The organism is Longitalea luteola (assembly GCF_017356035.1).
In the GTDB taxonomy this organism is placed as follows: Bacteria; Bacteroidota; Bacteroidia; order Chitinophagales; family Chitinophagaceae; genus Niastella; species Niastella luteola.
Genome location: NZ_JAFIQX010000008.1, coordinates 347427 through 367136 on the forward strand (window position 1 = coordinate 347427; position 19710 = coordinate 367136).

Annotated in this window: 10 protein-coding genes; 3 read left to right on the top strand and 7 right to left on the bottom strand. The window is 43.4% G+C overall.

The window, feature by feature from the left end:
• Positions 1 to 9: 9 nt before the first annotated feature.
• The 5 genes from JUB15_RS19905 to JUB15_RS19925 all read right to left on the bottom strand — a co-directional run bounded on the left by JUB15_RS19905 (position 10) and on the right by JUB15_RS19925 (position 13295).
• Positions 10 to 7578 (bottom strand): SpvB/TcaC N-terminal domain-containing protein, encoded by a 7569-nt coding sequence (locus JUB15_RS19905; protein ID WP_207514391.1) that lies wholly within the window; start codon positions 7576 to 7578, stop codon positions 10 to 12.
• A 407-nt stretch (positions 7579 to 7985) separates the two neighbouring features.
• Positions 7986 to 8441, bottom strand: coding sequence for a protease inhibitor I42 family protein (locus tag JUB15_RS19910; RefSeq protein ID WP_207514392.1), 456 nt, complete (start codon positions 8439 to 8441; stop codon positions 7986 to 7988).
• A gap of 42 nt (positions 8442 to 8483) precedes the next feature.
• Positions 8484 to 9551, bottom strand: coding sequence for a C1 family peptidase (locus JUB15_RS19915; RefSeq protein WP_207514393.1), 1068 nt, complete (start codon positions 9549 to 9551; stop codon positions 8484 to 8486).
• Positions 9552 to 9728: 177 nt separating this feature from the next.
• The gene (locus JUB15_RS19920) at positions 9729 to 10976 is read right to left on the bottom strand and encodes an MSCRAMM family protein (RefSeq protein ID WP_207514394.1); all 1248 of its coding nucleotides are present in this window, start codon (positions 10974 to 10976) and stop codon (positions 9729 to 9731) included.
• Between the two features lie 3 nt (positions 10977 to 10979).
• Entirely contained in the window at positions 10980 to 13295 is a 2316-nt protein-coding gene (locus tag JUB15_RS19925; RefSeq protein WP_207514395.1) for a hypothetical protein, read from the bottom strand.
• 632 nt (positions 13296 to 13927) lie between these two features.
• Between JUB15_RS19925 and JUB15_RS19930 the strand changes: the two genes are divergently transcribed.
• Entirely contained in the window at positions 13928 to 14191 is a 264-nt protein-coding gene (locus tag JUB15_RS19930; RefSeq protein ID WP_207514396.1) for a hypothetical protein, read from the top strand.
• On the opposite strand, the gene JUB15_RS19935 is transcribed toward JUB15_RS19930, so the two are convergent.
• The gene (locus tag JUB15_RS19935; RefSeq protein WP_207514397.1) at positions 14171 to 14866 is read right to left on the bottom strand and encodes a sigma-70 family RNA polymerase sigma factor; all 696 of its coding nucleotides are present in this window, start codon (positions 14864 to 14866) and stop codon (positions 14171 to 14173) included. The genes JUB15_RS19930 and JUB15_RS19935 overlap by 21 nt on opposite strands.
• A gap of 60 nt (positions 14867 to 14926) precedes the next feature.
• Entirely contained in the window at positions 14927 to 15364 is a 438-nt protein-coding gene (locus JUB15_RS19940; protein ID WP_207514398.1) for a hypothetical protein, read from the bottom strand.
• Between the two features lie 665 nt (positions 15365 to 16029).
• Here JUB15_RS19940 and JUB15_RS19945 point away from each other — a divergent pair.
• Together JUB15_RS19945 and JUB15_RS19950 are read left to right on the top strand one after the other, a co-directional pair.
• Positions 16030 to 17511 (top strand): hypothetical protein, encoded by a 1482-nt coding sequence (locus JUB15_RS19945; RefSeq protein WP_207514399.1) that lies wholly within the window; start codon positions 16030 to 16032, stop codon positions 17509 to 17511.
• 387 nt (positions 17512 to 17898) lie between these two features.
• Positions 17899 to 19710 (top strand): outer membrane beta-barrel family protein (locus JUB15_RS19950; RefSeq protein ID WP_207514400.1); only part of this gene is annotated, 1812 nt, incomplete at its 3' end.

The window sequence follows — 19710 nt, forward strand, 5'->3', positions numbered from 1 at the left end:
TCATGTTAATTAAAATGATATCTGACCGGTGATCCCGAACCGGGGATTGGTGAACATATTACTACCCAGATCCGGCATAAATCCTCCGGAGATGTAATTAAATGCGCCGTGATTGTATTGGAACAAGGATGCACCTATGGTTAAGCCGCCTGGGTTCCATGGGGTAATTTCACCGCCGGGACCTGTTGGGCGTACAGCTGGCATACCGGGTATGGCAGGTGGTGTTAAACTAACCGATGGCGTATAGGTAAGTCCGAACACACCCGCGTGTGCGGTATTACCCTGTGACGTGCTTAAGTTAAAGCCGCCGGTGATATACGAGGTATATAAAGGTCCGGGACCGGAGAAAGTACCTGCAAAGCTGGCGCCTGAAGATGATACGGTGCCTGAACCCTGGATATGCAGCGGATGATAGGTAAGCAACCGCACATCGGCGCTTGCCGTTACTGATAAACTTCCATCAGGGTTACCGGTGCCGCTGGCGCGGGCTTCAACCCCTAAACCGGGAACGCCGGCCTCAAGCTCAGCGTTAGCCGAATCTAACCTAAGCTGACCATTGGCGCCAATAGAGCCGGCAGCATCCAGGCGCAATCTGCCTAAGTTAAAAAAGGTGGTAGCATCTAACCGGCTGGTAAAACGTCCGGCATCCAATGTACCGCGGCCTGTAAATTCGCCTAACGTGAAACCGCCTGCCCGCACATCGCCATGCATTCTGAAATCGCCCTGTGCCTGCGGTAAACCAGACAATAATGTTCCCTGGAAGTTGCTCAAAGGTATTTCGGAAGGAACCGGAAACCGCAGGCGCCCTTCGCCGCTTGCTACTAAACTAAACCCATCGCCCGGCGTACCCAGTACCAATCCACCGGTTGCAAATACACCGGCGCGGCCTAAAGATGTGTCTACAGCGGCTGTAGCATTTACATCGAGCAATCCAGAGGTATGTATGTTTAACGGTGGCACGTCCAGCAAAAACGACGACCGCCCCTGCACGCCTAAGATCCCACGTCCCGATACGCTTCTGTCAGAAGAAAAAAGATTATGGAACTGAAAACTTCCACTTACGCCGGTTGGCCCTACATCGGTTATCAGCGGCGTTACTTCAACCGGCGGATCCTTCGGTGGATCCATGCCGTTGGGGTCGTTGAGCTTGATGGGATTGTTCCGGCAATAGCGATATAAGTTTGGTCCGTCAACCATCCCCGCCGGGTCGGCAGTGGTCCACCGGCACAACCACAAGGCATAATACCTGGCGCCGTGGTAGTTCAGTCCCGACTCTTCATCCCTTTCTTTACCTGTATAACGGTATCTTTTTGCCGCTACTTCTCTCGTGGCATCGACGCTGGTGTACGAAGTAGCACCAAAAGGAAAATATTCTTCATAAGAGATCAATTGCGCCAGGTCATCCAGCTCAATGGAAGCCGACCCAAGATGATAGTCGTATTGATAGCGTATCAATTGCGTTTCGTTGCTGCCATTGGGTTTTACCACCGGCGTATCGATCATCGCTATTCTTTTTTGATCATCCAGTACATGTACCGTTTCACGTTCAAGCACGATCGCATTTGCACCGTTGTATTCCCGGTAGATCTCCACAGCCCCGAGGTAAAGACGCTCTTTCCTGCTCCCATCGAGCCGTTCGATCACTTTACGTACGCGCTGGCCTCCTGCATTGTATACATAATGAGCAGATCCGCCGCCGCCAAGACCGGCTGCTTTGAACTGGTCCAGAAAATTCCAGGTTTCGCCGCTCAGCGTTTCCAGGCCAGCCATATTCCCATGGGCGTCATAGGTATAATTAAAGGTATCGCCACCAAGGGTTGTTGCGGTAAGGTGATTATTCAGATTATTGCCATTGTCATATTCGAAAGTACGGGTCCAGCTGCTGTCCTTTGCCGTGTGTTGCTGCCATAACATGTTATCTGCCTGGTCATAGCCGAACTGCTCAATATAATTCCTGAATGCCTGTGCATCGTTGGGATTGATAGTGCCGGACCGGATGAACGGATGATCCCGGTAATTGGGTGTTGTGCCTGCACCGCTATGGCTGGTATCGGTTTGTCCGGCATGTTTTCTGCCGCTTGCCTTTTTCAAGCGATACACGGCATCATATTCATATTTGTTCAACGCCTTCACCAATTCACCATCGAACGATACATCTGCCTGTGCAGCATCGCGCAGCTCCGTAATATTTCCCACCGCGTCGAACGTATAATGCAGGTCCTGCAAAACAGTGGCGCCGCTGTTGCGGGTAGTAAGCAGCCGTACCAGGCGGAATGTTTCTTTTTCGTAGGTGTAAGTTGTTTTGGTTCCGTTGCCATAAAATATTTCTTCGCGCTGGCCTTTTGCATTGTAATGCACGTTCGTGATAAAAGGAGTAGCAGTGGCAGCGCCGCGAATGGTCACATCCACTTTCTCCAGTAAGCCGGCTTCATTGTAAGAAGGTATGAAGGTTGTTTGAGGTGAAGCGGCTACATGGGGGTTTACCGACCGGATGACCCTGTTCAATGCATCGAACTCGTTGCTGCTTTCAAACACTTCCGGTTCCAGGTCAACGCTGCTTACGACCGTCCAGTTTATGGTATTCACATAGTCGCGCGCCATCTGCTGGCTGCTGCGCAGCAGGTTACCTTTGAAGTCGAACTGCAGATTATTAGTAACGCCTGACTGATCATACTGTATATGAACTTTTTGCCGCAGGTTGTTCGCTTTCGCCGTTGCTGCAGGCAGATCTTCGCCGTATTCACTTTTACTGAACAAGGTAGAAGTGTCGCTTTCCTCCACATACAGGGCAACCGGCCGCTGCAGCGCGTCGTAGCTGGTGGTAAACGCACAGCCACGGTCGTTATAGCTCAGCAATTGTTTGCCGGCTGCATCGTTGATAGTCCAGCGGCTGCCGGCATCTATGGATGTTTGCTGCAGGCTGTTGCCGAGCATGCCGTACCGGTGTTGGATAACCGGCCGGTTCAATCCGTCTGTGACGCGGATGATATTTCCTTCTATATCCAGTACATTCTTATTTTCAATATTTACCGTACCATCGGTGGTTATTTTTAAGAATACCCTGCCCAGGCTATCGAGGTGTTGGATAGCCGGTGTATTATGGTGTTTGGCAGCCAGCCAGGCAGCACGCACTGCTGGATTAGCAGGCTCCGGATCGAGCGGGTTGGGACTGCCCAGGCTTATATACCATTCGCTGTTGCGCACCGTGTCGTTGGGATCGAAATTAGTTTGCTGCCAGGCAGTGAACTCAACCCTGGTAAAGGTCTTATTGGGCAGGTCGGTTCGCACTACCCTGTTGATGGGATCATAATGCATTACAGGCGTTACGCCTAATTGCACCATTTCTTTTTCATCGTCATAAGAAGGTGCGGTGCTGAAATAGGGTTCGTATTGTTTTACGGCATTTCCTTTATTGTTTACAATGGTTCTGCCATTGCCGATCCAGCGCAGGTTAGGAAAAGTGTCCGGGATGGGGGTAACGGTGCCATCTGCATTCACCTGCAAGGCTGCACCCGGCTCTGCCTGTGCTTTGGTGAGCACCACGTTGCCTGAACCGCTGGAATATTCGTATGATTCATGCCATTTTGTTTGATGCAGCAGATGCGCATGGTAATGCGTTTCTCTGGTGCGCGTTCTAACATAGTTAGGTTGCGGTTTGTAATTGTTGATATCAAAACCCGACAATTGCGTTTGATCATACCACGACGATACATTGTATTGCATTATTACCCCGGGGAAGTCATTGGCGCCCAACAGCTCTGTTTTTGTCGTATCGAATTCATCACCGGCATCGATACCTGGTTTGCCGATAACAAATGAACTAACCACCCTTCCTGATTCATCAAAGCGTACAGCCGATAAATTGTCATTCGCATCTTTTACTACAGCAGGCCGCAACACCCGGTAATTGAATTGCTCTACACGCGTAACATTATTCAATGCATCCGTAAGCTGCTGCGGAAATAAAAAATGTGCATCGTATTGTAAAAGGGTATTATTCCCGAACTGATCCGTGAACCGGGTAGGTAAATAAAAATGGGCGGTGTCGTAATTGGTAGTGCCGGAGGTGATCCAGAAATAATTATCCGCAAACACATAACCACCCCTGACCGGATCGGTTAACAAAGTGGTAAGCGCGGGCAATGTGATCTTCGCACTAAAAATATTACTCAGCAGTGTATTGTTAAATGCCGCTTTTGACGCCTGGTGCACCAATCCTTTTGATTCAAGTACGCCGAAAGGCAACGCGGTAACCCCATCATTACCCCGGTATTGTGTTCTTACCAATTCTATCAGCCGTTTTTGCAGGCTGCCGTCAGGTGTAACTTCGTAATCTATAACACCTGCATTCAGGCAATCGGAGTACAGGTCTTCCAGTTCAAAATAAGAAGCCGGGGTGGTCACCCCGGTTACTTCAAAGGTGCTGGTGTCGTGCAGCGCCGGCGTGCGCTGCTCTAAAATTTCGGGAACGGCATTGGTAAACCTGTTCTTTGTATAAGTGATGTGCAGCTGAACCTGTTCTGCGGCGGGGAGCGGATCTGTTTTCCTGGGATACACTACTGTGGCGCTTTGCAGCACATTGCCAAAATAATCGGTTTCAAATACCAGGGCATGCATAACCCGCGGGTCGGCCGGATTGCGCTCGTAGTGGTAGGTGATACTCTCCCGGGCATGCGTTAAAAAAACGGCATATTTATTATTCCCGGCAGGTTGCAACAACCGTATGCCGCAATTATGTTGTTCGGCGGTGTAAGGTTTGTCTGCATCAACAGAGCCGTCGAGGGCATATATTTCTTTGCGCAGCAGTTTTCCTTTGCAGGCACGCAAGGCTTCAATACATTCTGCTACAGTAAATGATGAGGGCAGTTCTGGTTCCGGTAATAATTTTTCAGGTACGGCCGTATTTTGATAATATTCATGGGCATATTGATTTAGGATGGTTTCACCATCGACAAAAGCGCCTGTATGAAACCAGGTTTTGGTAAGAACCGGCGGTTGATGAAGATCCTGCTCTATGGTGGTATTGGAACCACCCTGAAGTATAAAATGCGTTATATCCTCCGAGTCCTGCTGGTCTACCCTGCCAAATCCCCGGAATTCTTTTTCATAATGATCGTAGTAACCATGATGATAAACATACTCACTGGCAAAACGCGTTTTCATGATGCGGTCGTACACGATCACCTTTGAGATGCAATGAACCGGGAAATGTAACTTGGTTACCCATGGCCTGCCCGCCTGTTTATCTGCTAAATAATATTTCGTAGATGGCTGGTACTCCAATTCGATCTCCTTTCCCATATTGTTTTTGTAGCCAATAAGGATATGGGGTTTCTTACTGCTCATGAGATCGATGTATTTCAATGGCAACGCGCTGTTAGCCGGTAGCGGGCTACTCCATACGATACAACTGAGACCGGTGCCCAGCAGATCGAGCACGTTCACCTTGTTGAATTGATTATTGTCCGGGAAACCGTCAATGACGACAGGTGCTTTCCCGAAAGCATTGCCCTGATGGTTCAGCCAGATGGCACACTGGTTGGCGCTTAAATAAATGATATCGGTAGTACCTGACCCATCGATATCGGCCAATTGAATACGCGAAGGGGCGAACTGATCATCCACATCAAACAAAGGCGCATGGTCCATATTCACTTTGGCGCCAAAACGGCCATACCCGAGGTTTGGCCAGTAACAAACGCTGCCGTTGCGAATGCGAACTATATCCTGCAAGCCGTCCCCGCTCATATCGGCCAGGAAAACGGTTTGTTCGATATCTGCAAAGACCAATGCCGGCCCTTTTTCTTCGTCGTTTGATCTTGTTACGCGCTTTGAGGGCTCATATCCTTTTTTCCCCTTCGATGGATACCAGGTCAGCACTTCATCTTCGGTGATCAGCACATCGGCCAGGCCATCGCCATTCAGGTCAATCAACCGCGTATTGGCATCGTTCAGATTAATATTGGGTATCGACTCAAAAGCCGTGAATGGCTGCCATTCCTCATTATCCTGCAACTCAAAAAAACCTTTCATCCCGCCCTGCCAGTTCACTACCTGTTTCGTGCCATTCGCTTCCAGCTCCATTACCTGTAACGATGCTGCCAAACCGCTGAAAGAAGGTTTAGCCAGCACAGGCACGGCGGGCGCAAACCGCCCTTCACCCAGGTTATTCTTATAGAACCAAGTATTGGCCTGTTCGGTGAGCATACCGGTCACGCCTTCGTTGTACAGGTCAATAAAAAGATATTTCGAATCGTCAAAACCGGCTGGCAAACCGCCTGCCTCATCCGGTGTAATGGTATTTACATTGGAATTCCAGCTATGGGCCTGGTATTCGAATGTGTGCGGCGGGGTTGACTGCTGCGTATAAACGTTGTTGTCGTGTTTGGTATAACCGGTCATAACAGCCTGCTTTAAAAAGCTGAAGCCATCCTGGCCATTATTATCGTAATGCAGGCTCAGGGCCCTGATCAGGGCTGAACCGCCCGGTAATTGATCGAAATGATGATACAACAGTACCCGTTGGCAAAGCCGGCAGGTGCGTACTTCAAACCCCGCACGGTATTGTGAAAAAGCATCAGACCGGAACAGCCACGCGCCTGTTTCATTAAACGGAATGTTTCCGGGATCGTGCTCCCCATAATCAAAAACAGTTTCAAAAAAGAATTCGCCAGTGGCCGGAAAAACGGCGCCCTGGCTGTTATAAGGAGCGGCGTTACCATACCATACACGTTTGAGATAGGTATTGGTGAAAGCCGCATTTCCATTGGTGCGGTTGGCGTTGTGCAGTTTAACCGGATCGAGGCCGGCTGCATCTTCGGGCTTGTACTCATATAAGATGCACTTGCCTTTATCATCGTAGGTGAATTCGGGCAACCATTCAAATATTCGTTGATCGTTCAGCGGATCGGCTATTCGTGCAGCAGCTGTTTTACCATATAAGGTTGTAACATTGCCCGATGAAATGACCCGCCAGTGCGTATACCCGGTGCTTGTATCGGCCCACTTTTCTATTCTTGCAAATGCACCCTCAATACGCGGACGATATCGTTTGACCCGGTAGGTTACTCCGCCAAGCGTATGATCATATACATTCGGCACATAGTCACCATTACTATCTGTAATAAAATGGCCGGCATTATCTTTTTTATATTCGGGCACGAGGTCATCTGAATCTGACCACAGGAAGGTATCAGATTCAATGTCATCGAGGTATTGCGGCAGCTCTCTTTCCGTTTTTCGTTTTACAGAGCCCATGCCCAGCTGCCAGCCCATACCAAAGAGTCCGTTGCCGCCACCCGAGTTGTAATTGATTTGCAGCGATGGCGCAAGCCCTCTGGCCTCTGAAACCGGTAATGGTATTGAAACGCCGGCTGTACCATTCACGGCATTGACCTGAAATTTTTCATCAATGCCTTTGATGGCGCCGCCGCCTTTGGGCAATGTTATTTGCGGGGCCTGTGCAAAAGAATCATTTTTGTCTTTGGCCGTATTATCGTTTGATTGCTGTGCAGAAGGCGTTGACCAGGCATGGTTGGCCCCGCTCTGTTTGTCTTTATACAAAGGGGTATCACTCATAAGTGTGCGTTTATGATTTAAAAACGAACCATATCACAACCCGTGGATATGTCGGTGGTGCTGCTAGTTGGAAATCCGGGAAATAGGGTATAGAGAATGCCAGTAGTATCAGGAGTCATGTTAAAAGTAGAACGTTTTTACATTCCGGACAATGCCACAAAGAGGGTATTTATGGAAAGGCAGATCGATTTAGCATCATGTTGCGGCAACAAAGTCGTTAGCTGTATAACCTGAAAAGAGAAGGATGCCGGTTGCCGGCATTGGATGTTCGCTGTAGCGTATTTAAAGACCGGGAGTAACCTTTTAGAGAGAAGCTGTTGGATATAGAAAACAATAAAGAGCATAAATTAGTAACGGGTCTCTCCCAAAAAATAAGACGGAACCCCTCGGCCGCACGGCAAAGATGCTTATTTAATATTTATAAACATGACGCAGCTTTGTTGTGAAACTGATTGTTTTTCCCAAGGTCTTTTGTAAACAAAATGAAGAGAATGAGCTGATTTATCTAACATAACAAAAGTGAAAATTGTTATCTGTTCACTATCATCTTTATCATTGGGATTTGACTCAGTTTTCTTTGACAACAATTTTACCACCCGATTACCCGAATCAATATTAGCATTATTTAACTGCCAGGAATATCCTCTTCCCAGCAATGTTCTTAATTTTATATCTAGAGTATCGCCTATCTTTAAAAAGACACTATCCTTACAATTTTCGACTATAATACGCTGAAACTTTTCCTGGACATTACCTTTAGTAATAGGACTATTACACTGCACATTTAGACATACCAAGCTAAATGCAATTATGCTGTTTATTAAGTAATCCATAAGAAGTAAAAGAGCATAAAGATATAGCATTACCCGTATAATAATATGAAGATCATAATAAGACAATTTTATTTAGAGAACTTTTTTCGACTCAATCCACGCGGCCCTTCTGCCAATATTATTAGTTTCATAGTGAATCCACATATATCCTTTTTCTGGACCAAAGCCACACGATTCTCCCCAGTCAACTCCCCAAGAGTTTTTTAACAACCAAGCATTTTTGTCGTCGTCCCAACCGATAATTGCAATTGCATGATTTGTTCCCGAGTATCTCTCTTTCTCTTTAAATATTCCCCCTGTATAATATTGAAAACTTTCACTAACATACACAGATGCAGATATTACACCATATTTACACAAAGCCTCTTTAATCTGTTTTACGGTGGGTATAGCTCCTGGATCCTTGCCAGGATCAACAAAGTCCCAGTCAATTGCAAAATAATTGGTAGCAGGCAAATCACGGTTACAAGGAGCATCAATAGCTTGATAAGGGGTGTTTGCTTCATCATCCACATTCCTGCTTCTAGAAACCATCCAATTAAATACTTCAAATGCTAAACCGCCGCGGCTAGCACTTCCTGCCCCCGAGCAATTGATGACGTCTTGCTCTGAAGTATTTATGTCAAGTGAATTGATAACATCATAATTGCTCTCATAAGCCGCCATTGAACCAAACGCCCAACAACTACCCGCAGGATTTTGATCCTTTATTGGAGTAACTAAATCATACTTTCGTAGATCTAATTTTCTAGCATTAGGCGAAAGCGTTATTCCACCAACTTTAATATAAGCTTTTGACTTTTCAGGGCGCGACAACTCTTTGCGTTTAAGTTCCGATTTGTATCTTTCATTTTCTTCTTTACTCAATTCACGCTCGCCAGTAATAGTGGCTATATCGCGATTTGAAACAGAAGTATAGCCTACGGTAAATGTCAAGCTATTTTCGGCAATAACATCCCGCAATGCTTTTAATTTGATCTGGACAGATGCAGGAGCAATTGATTCTCGCTTTTCATAAAACTTATTATTTTCCTTTGCTATGTCCATTTGAGCGAATTGGGAAAATGCTTCAAATTGGCAAGATAACAAAGCGATAATGGCTGATATAAAAACAAGCCTTTTACAAATCAATGCTTTCATTTTGAAAGAATTTAAAAATGATTAATCGTGCTGATCCCCAAAGCAAATTATATAATAGTCGTATTTAATACAACCGTGAAAACACCCAAATTCACCTGAACGCAGGCGAATCTAAATAACCATAAGCATCCTTAAAATTCTTCAGCTAAAACCTTGTGTATATTACGTTCTGAAATCTCATTTAACAATAATTGAACGGGTGCTTATGCCTGCAGGATGAACGATTACGCTGTCTGTACCTGACAGACTTATATTTTCGAATGTTGTATACGCCTTAAAATAATATTTGCCTGGAGTTATATCATACCAATGTGCCTTGCCATCAATATCTGTTGGTAATGTTTTGATACTGCCAATACAGCTATCAAGCAAATAAAGAGCCCGGCTGTTATATACACAAACATTTGTATGATGAACCGGATTGTTAAATATGTCCACCACCTTCAGTTCAAATCCATTCATGGGTCCGGTATTAATGCGGAAAAGTTTGAGATTACCTTTAGCAATGCCCGTAGCACTTACTTCAATGCTGTCAGTTCCGCTGAATTGTATTTCACCAAATCTGGCGTATGCCTTGAAATAATATTTACCGGCAGGGATATTATGTAACTTGAAACGACCCAGAGAATCAGGCATGAGTGTTTCCATTTTTCCTATGCAGCTATCAAGCTGGAACAATGGCCGGCTATTAAATACACAGGCACTAGCCTGGTTAATGATTCTGTTATTTTCATCAGTTATATTTATTTCAAACCCATTAACAGGCTCCGGTGACAGGATAAGTTCTATTGATTTTACACCGGTAACTGCTACTTCTGTATTTACCATGCCGCTGAAGACAAGGTTGCCGATTTGCTTTCTCGCTCTTAAAAAATAAGGCCCGGCTGCCAAATTATAATAAACACCACGCCCATTAATATCGGTATTGATCTTTAAAATACTTCCATTACATGTGTCTGCCAGTGCAAGCGTTTGGTTATTGAACAGGCAAATACCTACGGGACCCAGTTTCTGACGGTTGTTATCTACTACCTGTACATATATTCCATTCTGTATCGATAGGTTGTTGGTAGCAAGTAACGTAATCGTATCGTTGGTTGGGGTACGCGTTACAAAAGCTGCATATGGCATGCCATTTATGCTGTCCTGAAAGAAGATGTCATATTCTTTTTCTTCATCTACACGGATAAAGCTAAAGTAACCGGCACTATCTGTAACAGTTTTGTAAAGAAAGTTCAAAGTATCGGAAGGCGCATAGGCCAGCTTCACAATTTTTCCGGCTAACGGTTTGGGTAAAGTTTCACCATTGAATATGTTCAGGTAACTAAGGCGTCCACGAAGTGTACCATTTCCACTAAAATCGTTCTTTGACTTATGACAGGAAAAAATAAATGATATGCAGACAAAAAAAAGAAAGTACCTCATAAATTATTTGTTGAAAATATTTAAGGCTTTTACCAAACTTGCGGGGTCTATTCCTAACGAAACGAAAGGCACTGCTATTCTATAAATAGATGACTTATTGGTGATCGCATTGTTAAACACTTCAAATTTATCGTACCGGTAAAAATGCAGGCCGGTATTTAATTTAATGCCAGGCCCGAAATCGTACCCAAGCCCAAATAATATATTTTCCAATGGATCCGGGAAAGAAACGCCCAGCATAAAATTGATGCGGTTTGCTACGCCATACTTTCTATTAGCAACAAATTCTTTATCCTGCACAAACAACCCTCCATTGAAGGGATAAAAATGCAGGGCTACATACAAGCCGTATCGCTGTTCCTTTGAATCTACGGTAATCTGTCCGTTTTCTTCGGTCACGTTGTTTCTTATTACGGGCGTTATGGTGTATACAAGTCCCGAGCTAAACTGAATTCTTCTTCTTTTGCTGGTAGAATAGCTGATTCGTCCAAATACCAGGCTGTCTTTGTCTTTTATGTTTACCAGATCGTACTCATATTTTTTTGTTGAATCTTCTACATCGGCATAGTGAATTTCTGAGTGGTAGACCGGCTCATTATCCGATTCTGCCTTTAACAAGCCTGGCGGCACCGTTGATCCTTTCACGACTTTTTTGACGATCTCGATATAGCTGTTATCTTTATTTATTACATTAAATACGACAGGGGCAATATTTTTTTCCAGAAACTGTTTGAAATATTTTTCCGTCACTTCCTCGATCATTTTCTGCACCTGTTTTTTAGAAAATTTTTTAGGTATGAAGAGACTTTCAATAGCCTTACTGTAATCGGCCTTAACGCTCATAAACAAGCCTGAATCAAACTCAATACTTTGTAATTCTGGCAGCTTCATAAAAGAGTAGGCGGAATTTAATGGGTTCAATTGACTCATTATAACATTTTTTGCGGCTCCGCTGGCCACCGTCCAAAAGTCATCACTGCTCTTAATATCTTCAAACCTGATTTTCCCCTCGTGTAGAAATTCTGCCCGATTATCACTGATATCTGCAACTACGCTGGGCCGTATAGCCGTAAGTGTACTTGGTCCCTTCAGGTTAAACGGCCCGTTCAAAGCAGTAATTTGCTTTATTGCAAAGCCTAAAGCGGGTTGAAGTGCAAGTGCAATTTGGGCGATCTGGTCTATATGCTCATCAATGGCGATTTGAACATCAGACTGGTCTTTGATCAAGTCTGCCTTTTTTTTGATCAGTACCGAACGATGTCCTTTTGGAAGATTATGTACGGGAAAAACAAGTTTGTCATCTATGGAAAAAGCCTGTAACCGCCGGATATCTTTATCTTCCTCATTGGGTGAAGAATATAGAATATAATAAGCATTCGGTACCGCTAGCGGCACCTTCACATTATTGACAACCCGGCTTACCTGTAATATTCTTTTCCGTGCCGCCTCATTGTCATTAAGCGCCTTTTTTTGTTTGGAAAGGTCGGTAAAAAGTTCTTTACCTTTTCCATATTGGGCAAGCTCCTCTTTAAATGTAGTTATATTCATAACGGAATCGGTGGCAATTCTTTTTTCGAGAGTAGCTTCTACATACCGGTTATAATATCTGAGTTTAGCTGAATCGGTCTTCGACGGCTCATTTATAGATTCTTCGATAGTGAAAGGCAGCGGGTTAAAACGAATATAGCCGCCGGTTTTCCAAATCCAGCTTCTGGTCCACGGTGCTTTCAGCAACTTGCTTAAAAGATTGCCTTGTAAGAATTGGCTGATGCTTTCATGTAACCGATAAGCTTTGTTAAGGGTGGCAATAGTGAACGAGTCTTTGGGTGTTGCGGGCATTTCATGAACTATTTTCTGAAGCTCATTTGCCTGCCGGATAATTTCCTGATAATTTTCTACGTTTAATTTTCTGTAGGCTGCATTTTCAGGCGTAACATATATGCGATTGTAATAGTTGATCAGAAAATCATTGGCAAGGTCAATAATTTTTAATGTGATACTATAATACTTTCCTTCTTCCTTATCTACAGTTTTGTAAAACTTCCATTTATTTTCATCCAGATAGAAAGCAAGCAAGCTATCTAAAATGTACAGATCGCTGGAAGCAGTAAGTGTTTGTTTAAAGGGTGTAGCCGACAGGCTGGCTATTAGTGAATTTATGTCTTCTTTTAGCCGTGTAAAAGCACTATCGCCCCATATCGTTTTATAAAAGTCAGTCTCACGAATAGCAGTATCATTAAGTATATTATTTGCAAGCACTAAATCTTCTTTGATAGCTTCTACGAAAGCTTTTTTTATATTGCCATGCATTGTATCCAAGGCGTCCAATTTAAATGACGGTTTTTTGCCAGCACCCAAATAATCCATACTATTCACCAATTTACCGTTTTCGTCAAATTGAACCTGTTGACTATGCGAGAAATAGAAAAGAAACAAAAAGCAAAAAAGCAGCAGGGTCTTTAGGTTTATAGGCATATAAATGGGTATTAACAATAAAAAATGATGATATCGCCTTATGCCTTTACCGGCAGGAGCACTGTTTTACAGGGTCGTCTGACAAGGGCAATTAATACAATACTTACATCTGCGACAAAAGCAGGCCAGGCACCACATTATAATGTTCAATAATTAGTGCAGATATTTAATAGCTTTTTATCTCGGTTGAAAACGATTATGTGTACTTTTCTTCCGCTATCCGATTTCTTACTGATAATTTAACGCCTATACAATTTAATGAAAAGCAAATACCTAGATTACCGTTAAAACCCCTTTTTTAAATTGGTTTAAATTGTTTATGTCACCTCAGCTTTCTTTATAATGCAGTAGTTGTTTTTATCACAAACGACTTATTAATACAGATAAAAAAACCGTTAAGACACTGGGCCTTTTCATTCCTTCTTTTTCTTACATTCGGAATACACAAATGATTATAAACTATAAACTAAACCCTTATGAGCGAAATTATTGTGAAACAAATTATTATTGAAAAAGATGGCGTTGAATATAATGCCAGGCCTGCTACAGAGGCTGAATTAAATAATGCAGGTTTGACAAGCGGGTGTAATTGTGGCGAAGAGATGTGTTTGAAAGGATGGCTATGGCGGTGTACGGCTTCTGGAGGTGGTGCGTGCGATTGGTATATAACTGATATTGTTTGTAAACTGATAAACGAAACAGGAAGAAAACCTGTATATTCAGCCGGACACTTTGGATGAGTTGATCTTCAATTCCTCTATCCGTTTCATTACACCATTTACTATGCGGTCGCAGTAAACGAGGTTAAACTCGTATATATCCTGAGCGGAATATGTTTTTTCAATTTCTTTTCGAAGCATGGCTTTTGCCCTGTTTAACCTCACCTTAACGTTACTTTCAGTGGTGTTCATCGACTCTGCTGTTTCTGCAACGCTTAAGCCCGCGAGCTCCCGAAGCGTAAATGTCGTTCTATACTCTTGCGAAAGTTGTTGAAGGCAGGCTTCAACAACTTTACTAAATTCTCTGCTGAGCACTGCATCGTTGGTGTTGCTATTGTTGGATGAAAACATAAACGATGAATTGTCGGGTAAAATAGCTGCTGTTTCTTCTTTGAGGTAACTGAACTTGTGTACCTTTCGATAGCATTGGTTAAGCATGATCCTGATAAGCCACGTTTTAAAGGAAGCGCGTGCGGCATATTGCTTAAGGTTCACATAACTATGAATAAATGTCTCCTGCATGAGATCTTCCGTGTCCTGGTGGTCAAAACCATAACTTCTTCCCACTTTGTAGAGATAAGGATTATACCTGCGGATTATTATTTCAAACACGGCCGTATTGCCTGCCAATACCTGCTGAATAACATCCATATCGGTATATTGCTGAACGCTCTTATCTGACCCCTTTAGTGACATAGTTATTCTGTTTAATGCTACCGGTAATTCAAAGTTAGCAAATCGTGCGTAATGTGATCTCTACCCCCTGGAGAAGGATACGCTGCTCTTAGCCTCCTGTTGCGCTTTTGACGTGCCCGCTGCCTGGGCTAATTGGGCAAGCGCAAAAGCGCCAATGGCCATAACAAGATCGCGAACCGCTACGTCAAGATATCCTTTGGTAGCCAAAAGCGATAAAGCAATAAGAGTAAGCCACGCACTTACAATATAGGCTCCGAGTGCTGGTCTTGAAAGAACAATTAGTCCCGCAATAACTTCTATCACCCCGACGATCAGCATAAACGTATGCGGGCTGAAGGGAAGCATTTGTGCAATGGTGGGATTTAGGTATTTTTCCCAATCTGTGAGCAGGTTGGTAAATTTATCTAATCCTGCTACAATGGGCACCAATCCATAAGTAAGCTTCATAAGCCTGTAAATGCGCTCCACCCTTGGTGAAGTTATAACTGCTGTTTCCATAATATTTGTTTTAGATAATTGAAAAATTAACTCATCAGAACAATAGAGCAGGTGAAAGTGCAAAAGGTTACAAATGCCATTTGAAAACCATTTGCTGTTGCCAACTACCACTGGTTCCGATTTCATGACAAACATACAGCGGCCCAACAAACCGCTATCCCGGTTTACCAACTTAGACCAACATAGACCAACTTACATCCCTTTTTGACGTCTTTGTCGCGCTAGAACAAGGAGGGAGTGCCAGCTACCGTAATAAATGTTCATAAAAAGCGGTGGATTTCTTCGCAACTTCTTTTAGACTTCTCTTAGATTTCTCTTAGGCTTCTTCGCAAATTTGCGAAGAACTTGCGAAGGATTTGCGAAGAAGGGTAAGCGCTGCCTCTGCTCGGTCCCGGAGAAGAGTAAGAGCATTTTACGTTACGTTATGAAGTTGGTTACAGAAAATCAACATTTTTTGTATGTAATTTTTGGGGTTCCTGCATCCTAACTACAGATAAGTGGAAGGCGCCATTGAAACCCAACCATTAACAACACATATCGTATTGATTATGACCCTTATATTTAATTAATTGACAACCATCACAGGATAAGAGCAGCAGCAGTTCCCCGGAAAACCGGAACCTGTTGCTAACATACATAAACCCTAACTTCAAAAACTGGTAACTATGAGACAATTCATACTGGCGCTATTTTTTTTAGGTTCCGGACCAACCTGTATTTCCCAAACCCCTGAATTTAATAAATCCGCCACCGGACTTATCTATCCTGACAGCACCATTAAGAAACTAAAACATATAGTGGATTCGCTAAACCTGAAATTCAAAGTATGTGATCTGAACAAAGTATACCAATCTAAGCTGCAGGCAAAAGCCAATTTTGTTTCGCTGAAGAAAGATAAAATTAACGAGGCAAAAAAGGACATTGAATCAAATATCCCATACGAAGACTTTATCAGAAAATATCCAAACGCTGAAAAAGAAGAGGAATTGCTGATAGTAAAGTTTAAATATAAAGACTATGAAGACAAAGATATTGTTGAGTTCAGCAGCGTTGAACTTGGCAGCAAGGGCAGGCATGAACTTGAGTATGAAAAGAATATTGGCAACTATGATAAACCATTAAAGGGGAAATGGATCTACAAGTATTATAAAAAAACCGATTATTCCGCGGAGTCCATAAAAGCTTTTTATTTTACAGAAGAACTTACTCATACATCCATACCTGTTACTTATGCAAAAATGATCCAGTACTCCGATTGTCTGGTTGATACTTCCACACAGATCTTTTACGATAAAGCCAGAAGAAGCGGGGTCAGATATATCAGTAGTCCTTCTTCGATATTAAAAGAATTTATGGACTATGTCCATAAATCAACTAACCGGCCTGAATATCAGTCAGGCCAGAATGAAAAAGAGCAGGAAATCTACTGGCAAAAGTATCAGTTATGGGATTCTGTAAGAATTCTTCGCTTAGATAGCATAAGGCAAAAAGATGAAAAATTCAATACACTGCTGCAAAATGCTGTCAAAGATGCCTTAACGAATGGAGGAACAAACGATGAATTTGAAGAATATGTAGAGCGCTATTATTCTCCCAATGCGGCACTTGAACTTAAAAGGAACCGGATAGTTGTAGGTGGTTGTAGCATGGACAATAGCCCAAGGATCCACGCATTCAACATAGCTATACTTTCGGCAGAAACAACAAATTGGGAAATTTTTCTTCGTTCGCATTTAGACATAATGAATGACAAATTTGAACGTGCAAGTGATGGAAGCTATGCCTGGGGACAGCGGAAAACCTACATCAGGGAATTGGAAGTATTAGACATTAATGTGCCTGATCTGCTCCTGGGAATCAGTTTAAGAATTGAAAATCCGGCTAATAATCATTATTACGGAAATATCGGGCGACTGGGAAGGGCCTTAGCTGAAACTGATAAATCGGATGAGATAGAAACAAAAATATTGCAAATGATCTCAGATAATCAATTGGATGATTATAACAGAATAATACTTTATTACCTGTTCCTGAATTACAACTATAACCTGGAGAACAAAGAGCGGCAGGTGGAAAACAAAGTCAAATTACAGAAAGCAGTAAATACCTTGCCGGATTATCTGGCGAAAAAGATAACAGTGGAATGATGACCAGGCAATGAGCGTCTCCACCCCAGGCGTAACGATTGGCGAAAACGCAATAGTCGCTGCCGGCGCTGTAGTTGCTAAAGATGTCAGCAAATACCATTATGGGTGGTATTCCGGCAAAAATTATTAAAACAGTTGAATAGACCGTAGAAGAATCCTAAATATAGCACTTGGGACGACCCGGTAACTCCACGATGCTGCCAGCCGGCTCCAGCTACCGGATCCCTCCCTTTCTTATCCTGAAAAAACAATTTATTCCATTACTTAAATCCCATCTGACTTTTTTTATACATTTGGGCACCCGTCTATTTGCGTTCCTTCCTTATTGAAGCCATTTTTTACTCTCTGTTAACGCCGCCTTTTGTTAACCCTGTAAATCGCCAGGCTATGGCTTACAATCTATTAGTGTTGAAACAAAACCTGGGTAGGCGTGTTGCCATGACTATTTTTTGTTGCCTGCTAAGTTATGTCGTTACAGCCCAGTCAAGGGTAATGGGCCGGATATTAAATATCAATGGGGAACCACTGGCCAATGCCAGCGTGCTGTTACTGAAATCGGCAGATTCCTCATTGATCAAAGGCATGATGACAACGCAGGAGGGAAGATTCAGCTTCGACAAAGTGGCCAGAGGCAGCTACCTCGTTACCACCACTTTTATTGGTTACAAACAGGTATCTTCTACTGTTTTTGTCGTCAATAACGATCACATTGAATTGCCACCATTAAGGCTTTCGCAAAAAGAAGACAAATTATCCAGTGTTACGATCGCTGCCCGCAAACCACTTATTGAGCAAACGATCGACCGGCTGGTGATCAATGTGTCGGGAAATATCACTGCTTCGGGTTCTACAGCGCTTGACATACTCGAACGTTCTCCCGGTGTAATCGTCGACCGGCAGAATAATTCTATTGCCATTAGTGGTAAGGACGGCGTGGTGGTGATGATGAATGGAAGACTTACACGCATGCCGGTATCGGCACTGGTACCCATGCTGGAAGGCATGCCTGCCGATAAAATCGATAAAATTGAACTCATCACAACACCTCCCGCCTCCCTGGATGCAGAAGGCAATGCAGGCTATATCAATATCGTTATAAAAGGAAATACGCAATATGGCACCAACGGGTCTTATTCACTTACAGGCGGTTACAGCAGAGGCGCCATTGGAATAGCGTCCATCAATTTTAATCACAGGAAGAACCGGTTCAATTTGTATGGAGATTATTCCTACAACGTAGAACACAGCAATCAACTCTTTTCATTTTACCATGCAGTTACCAACCAAAGTAAATTCCTGGAAAACTATTCAACATCGAACAGGTGGCCGATGGAAGACTTCCATGAAGGCAAAATAGGTTTTGATTACGATCTCAATAAAAAAACCATCCTTGGGACGCTGATCACTATCTACAATCGCCGCTGGATCATGGATGCCGATAATAACTCAATGAATTTTACAAACGGGCAACCCGATACGCTGGTCGATCTATTTGTGCATGAATTCCATGCGACTTCGAATTATGACATTAATGTGAACCTGCAGCAAACTTATAAAGAAGGCACCAAGCTGCTGGTGAACGTTGACTATATGCATTACAAGGATGTAAATCCGGTCGATTATGCGAACAGTTACTATGACAATAAAGGCTCTTTTTTGAAAGACGAAGAAATGAAGAGTAGTAAAACCACCCCTATTGATCTTTGGGTAGCAGCAGTTGACTATACCAGCAATTTGAATAAGAAACTGCAATTGGAAGCGGGCGCTAAAGTCACTATTTCGCATTTTACCAATGAAGTGAGGATCGACCGACTGCTGTTGAATGACTGGACTATCGATGAAGCGCTCAGCGCTAACTGGCAGTTGAATGAAAATATTTCTGCGGCTTACTCATCTTTGAATTGGGGGCTGAGTGACAAAACTAAGATAAAAATGGGTTTGCGGTTCGAACATACCAATTCGAACCTGGGAACAGAAAAAGAAAAGAATATTATAGACAGGCATTATGGAAGATTGTTTCCCAGCTTTTTTTTGACACATAAAATTGACGAGGACAATACGGCCGGTTTTTCCTATAGCAGAAGGATCACCCGGCCTACGTTCTGGAACCTTGTCTATTACGGGGATACTGGGCCAGTCAAAACGGAGGATATAGGGCCACCTAAAACGGAGTCATTGGGCCACTTTCCAGTGCAATTC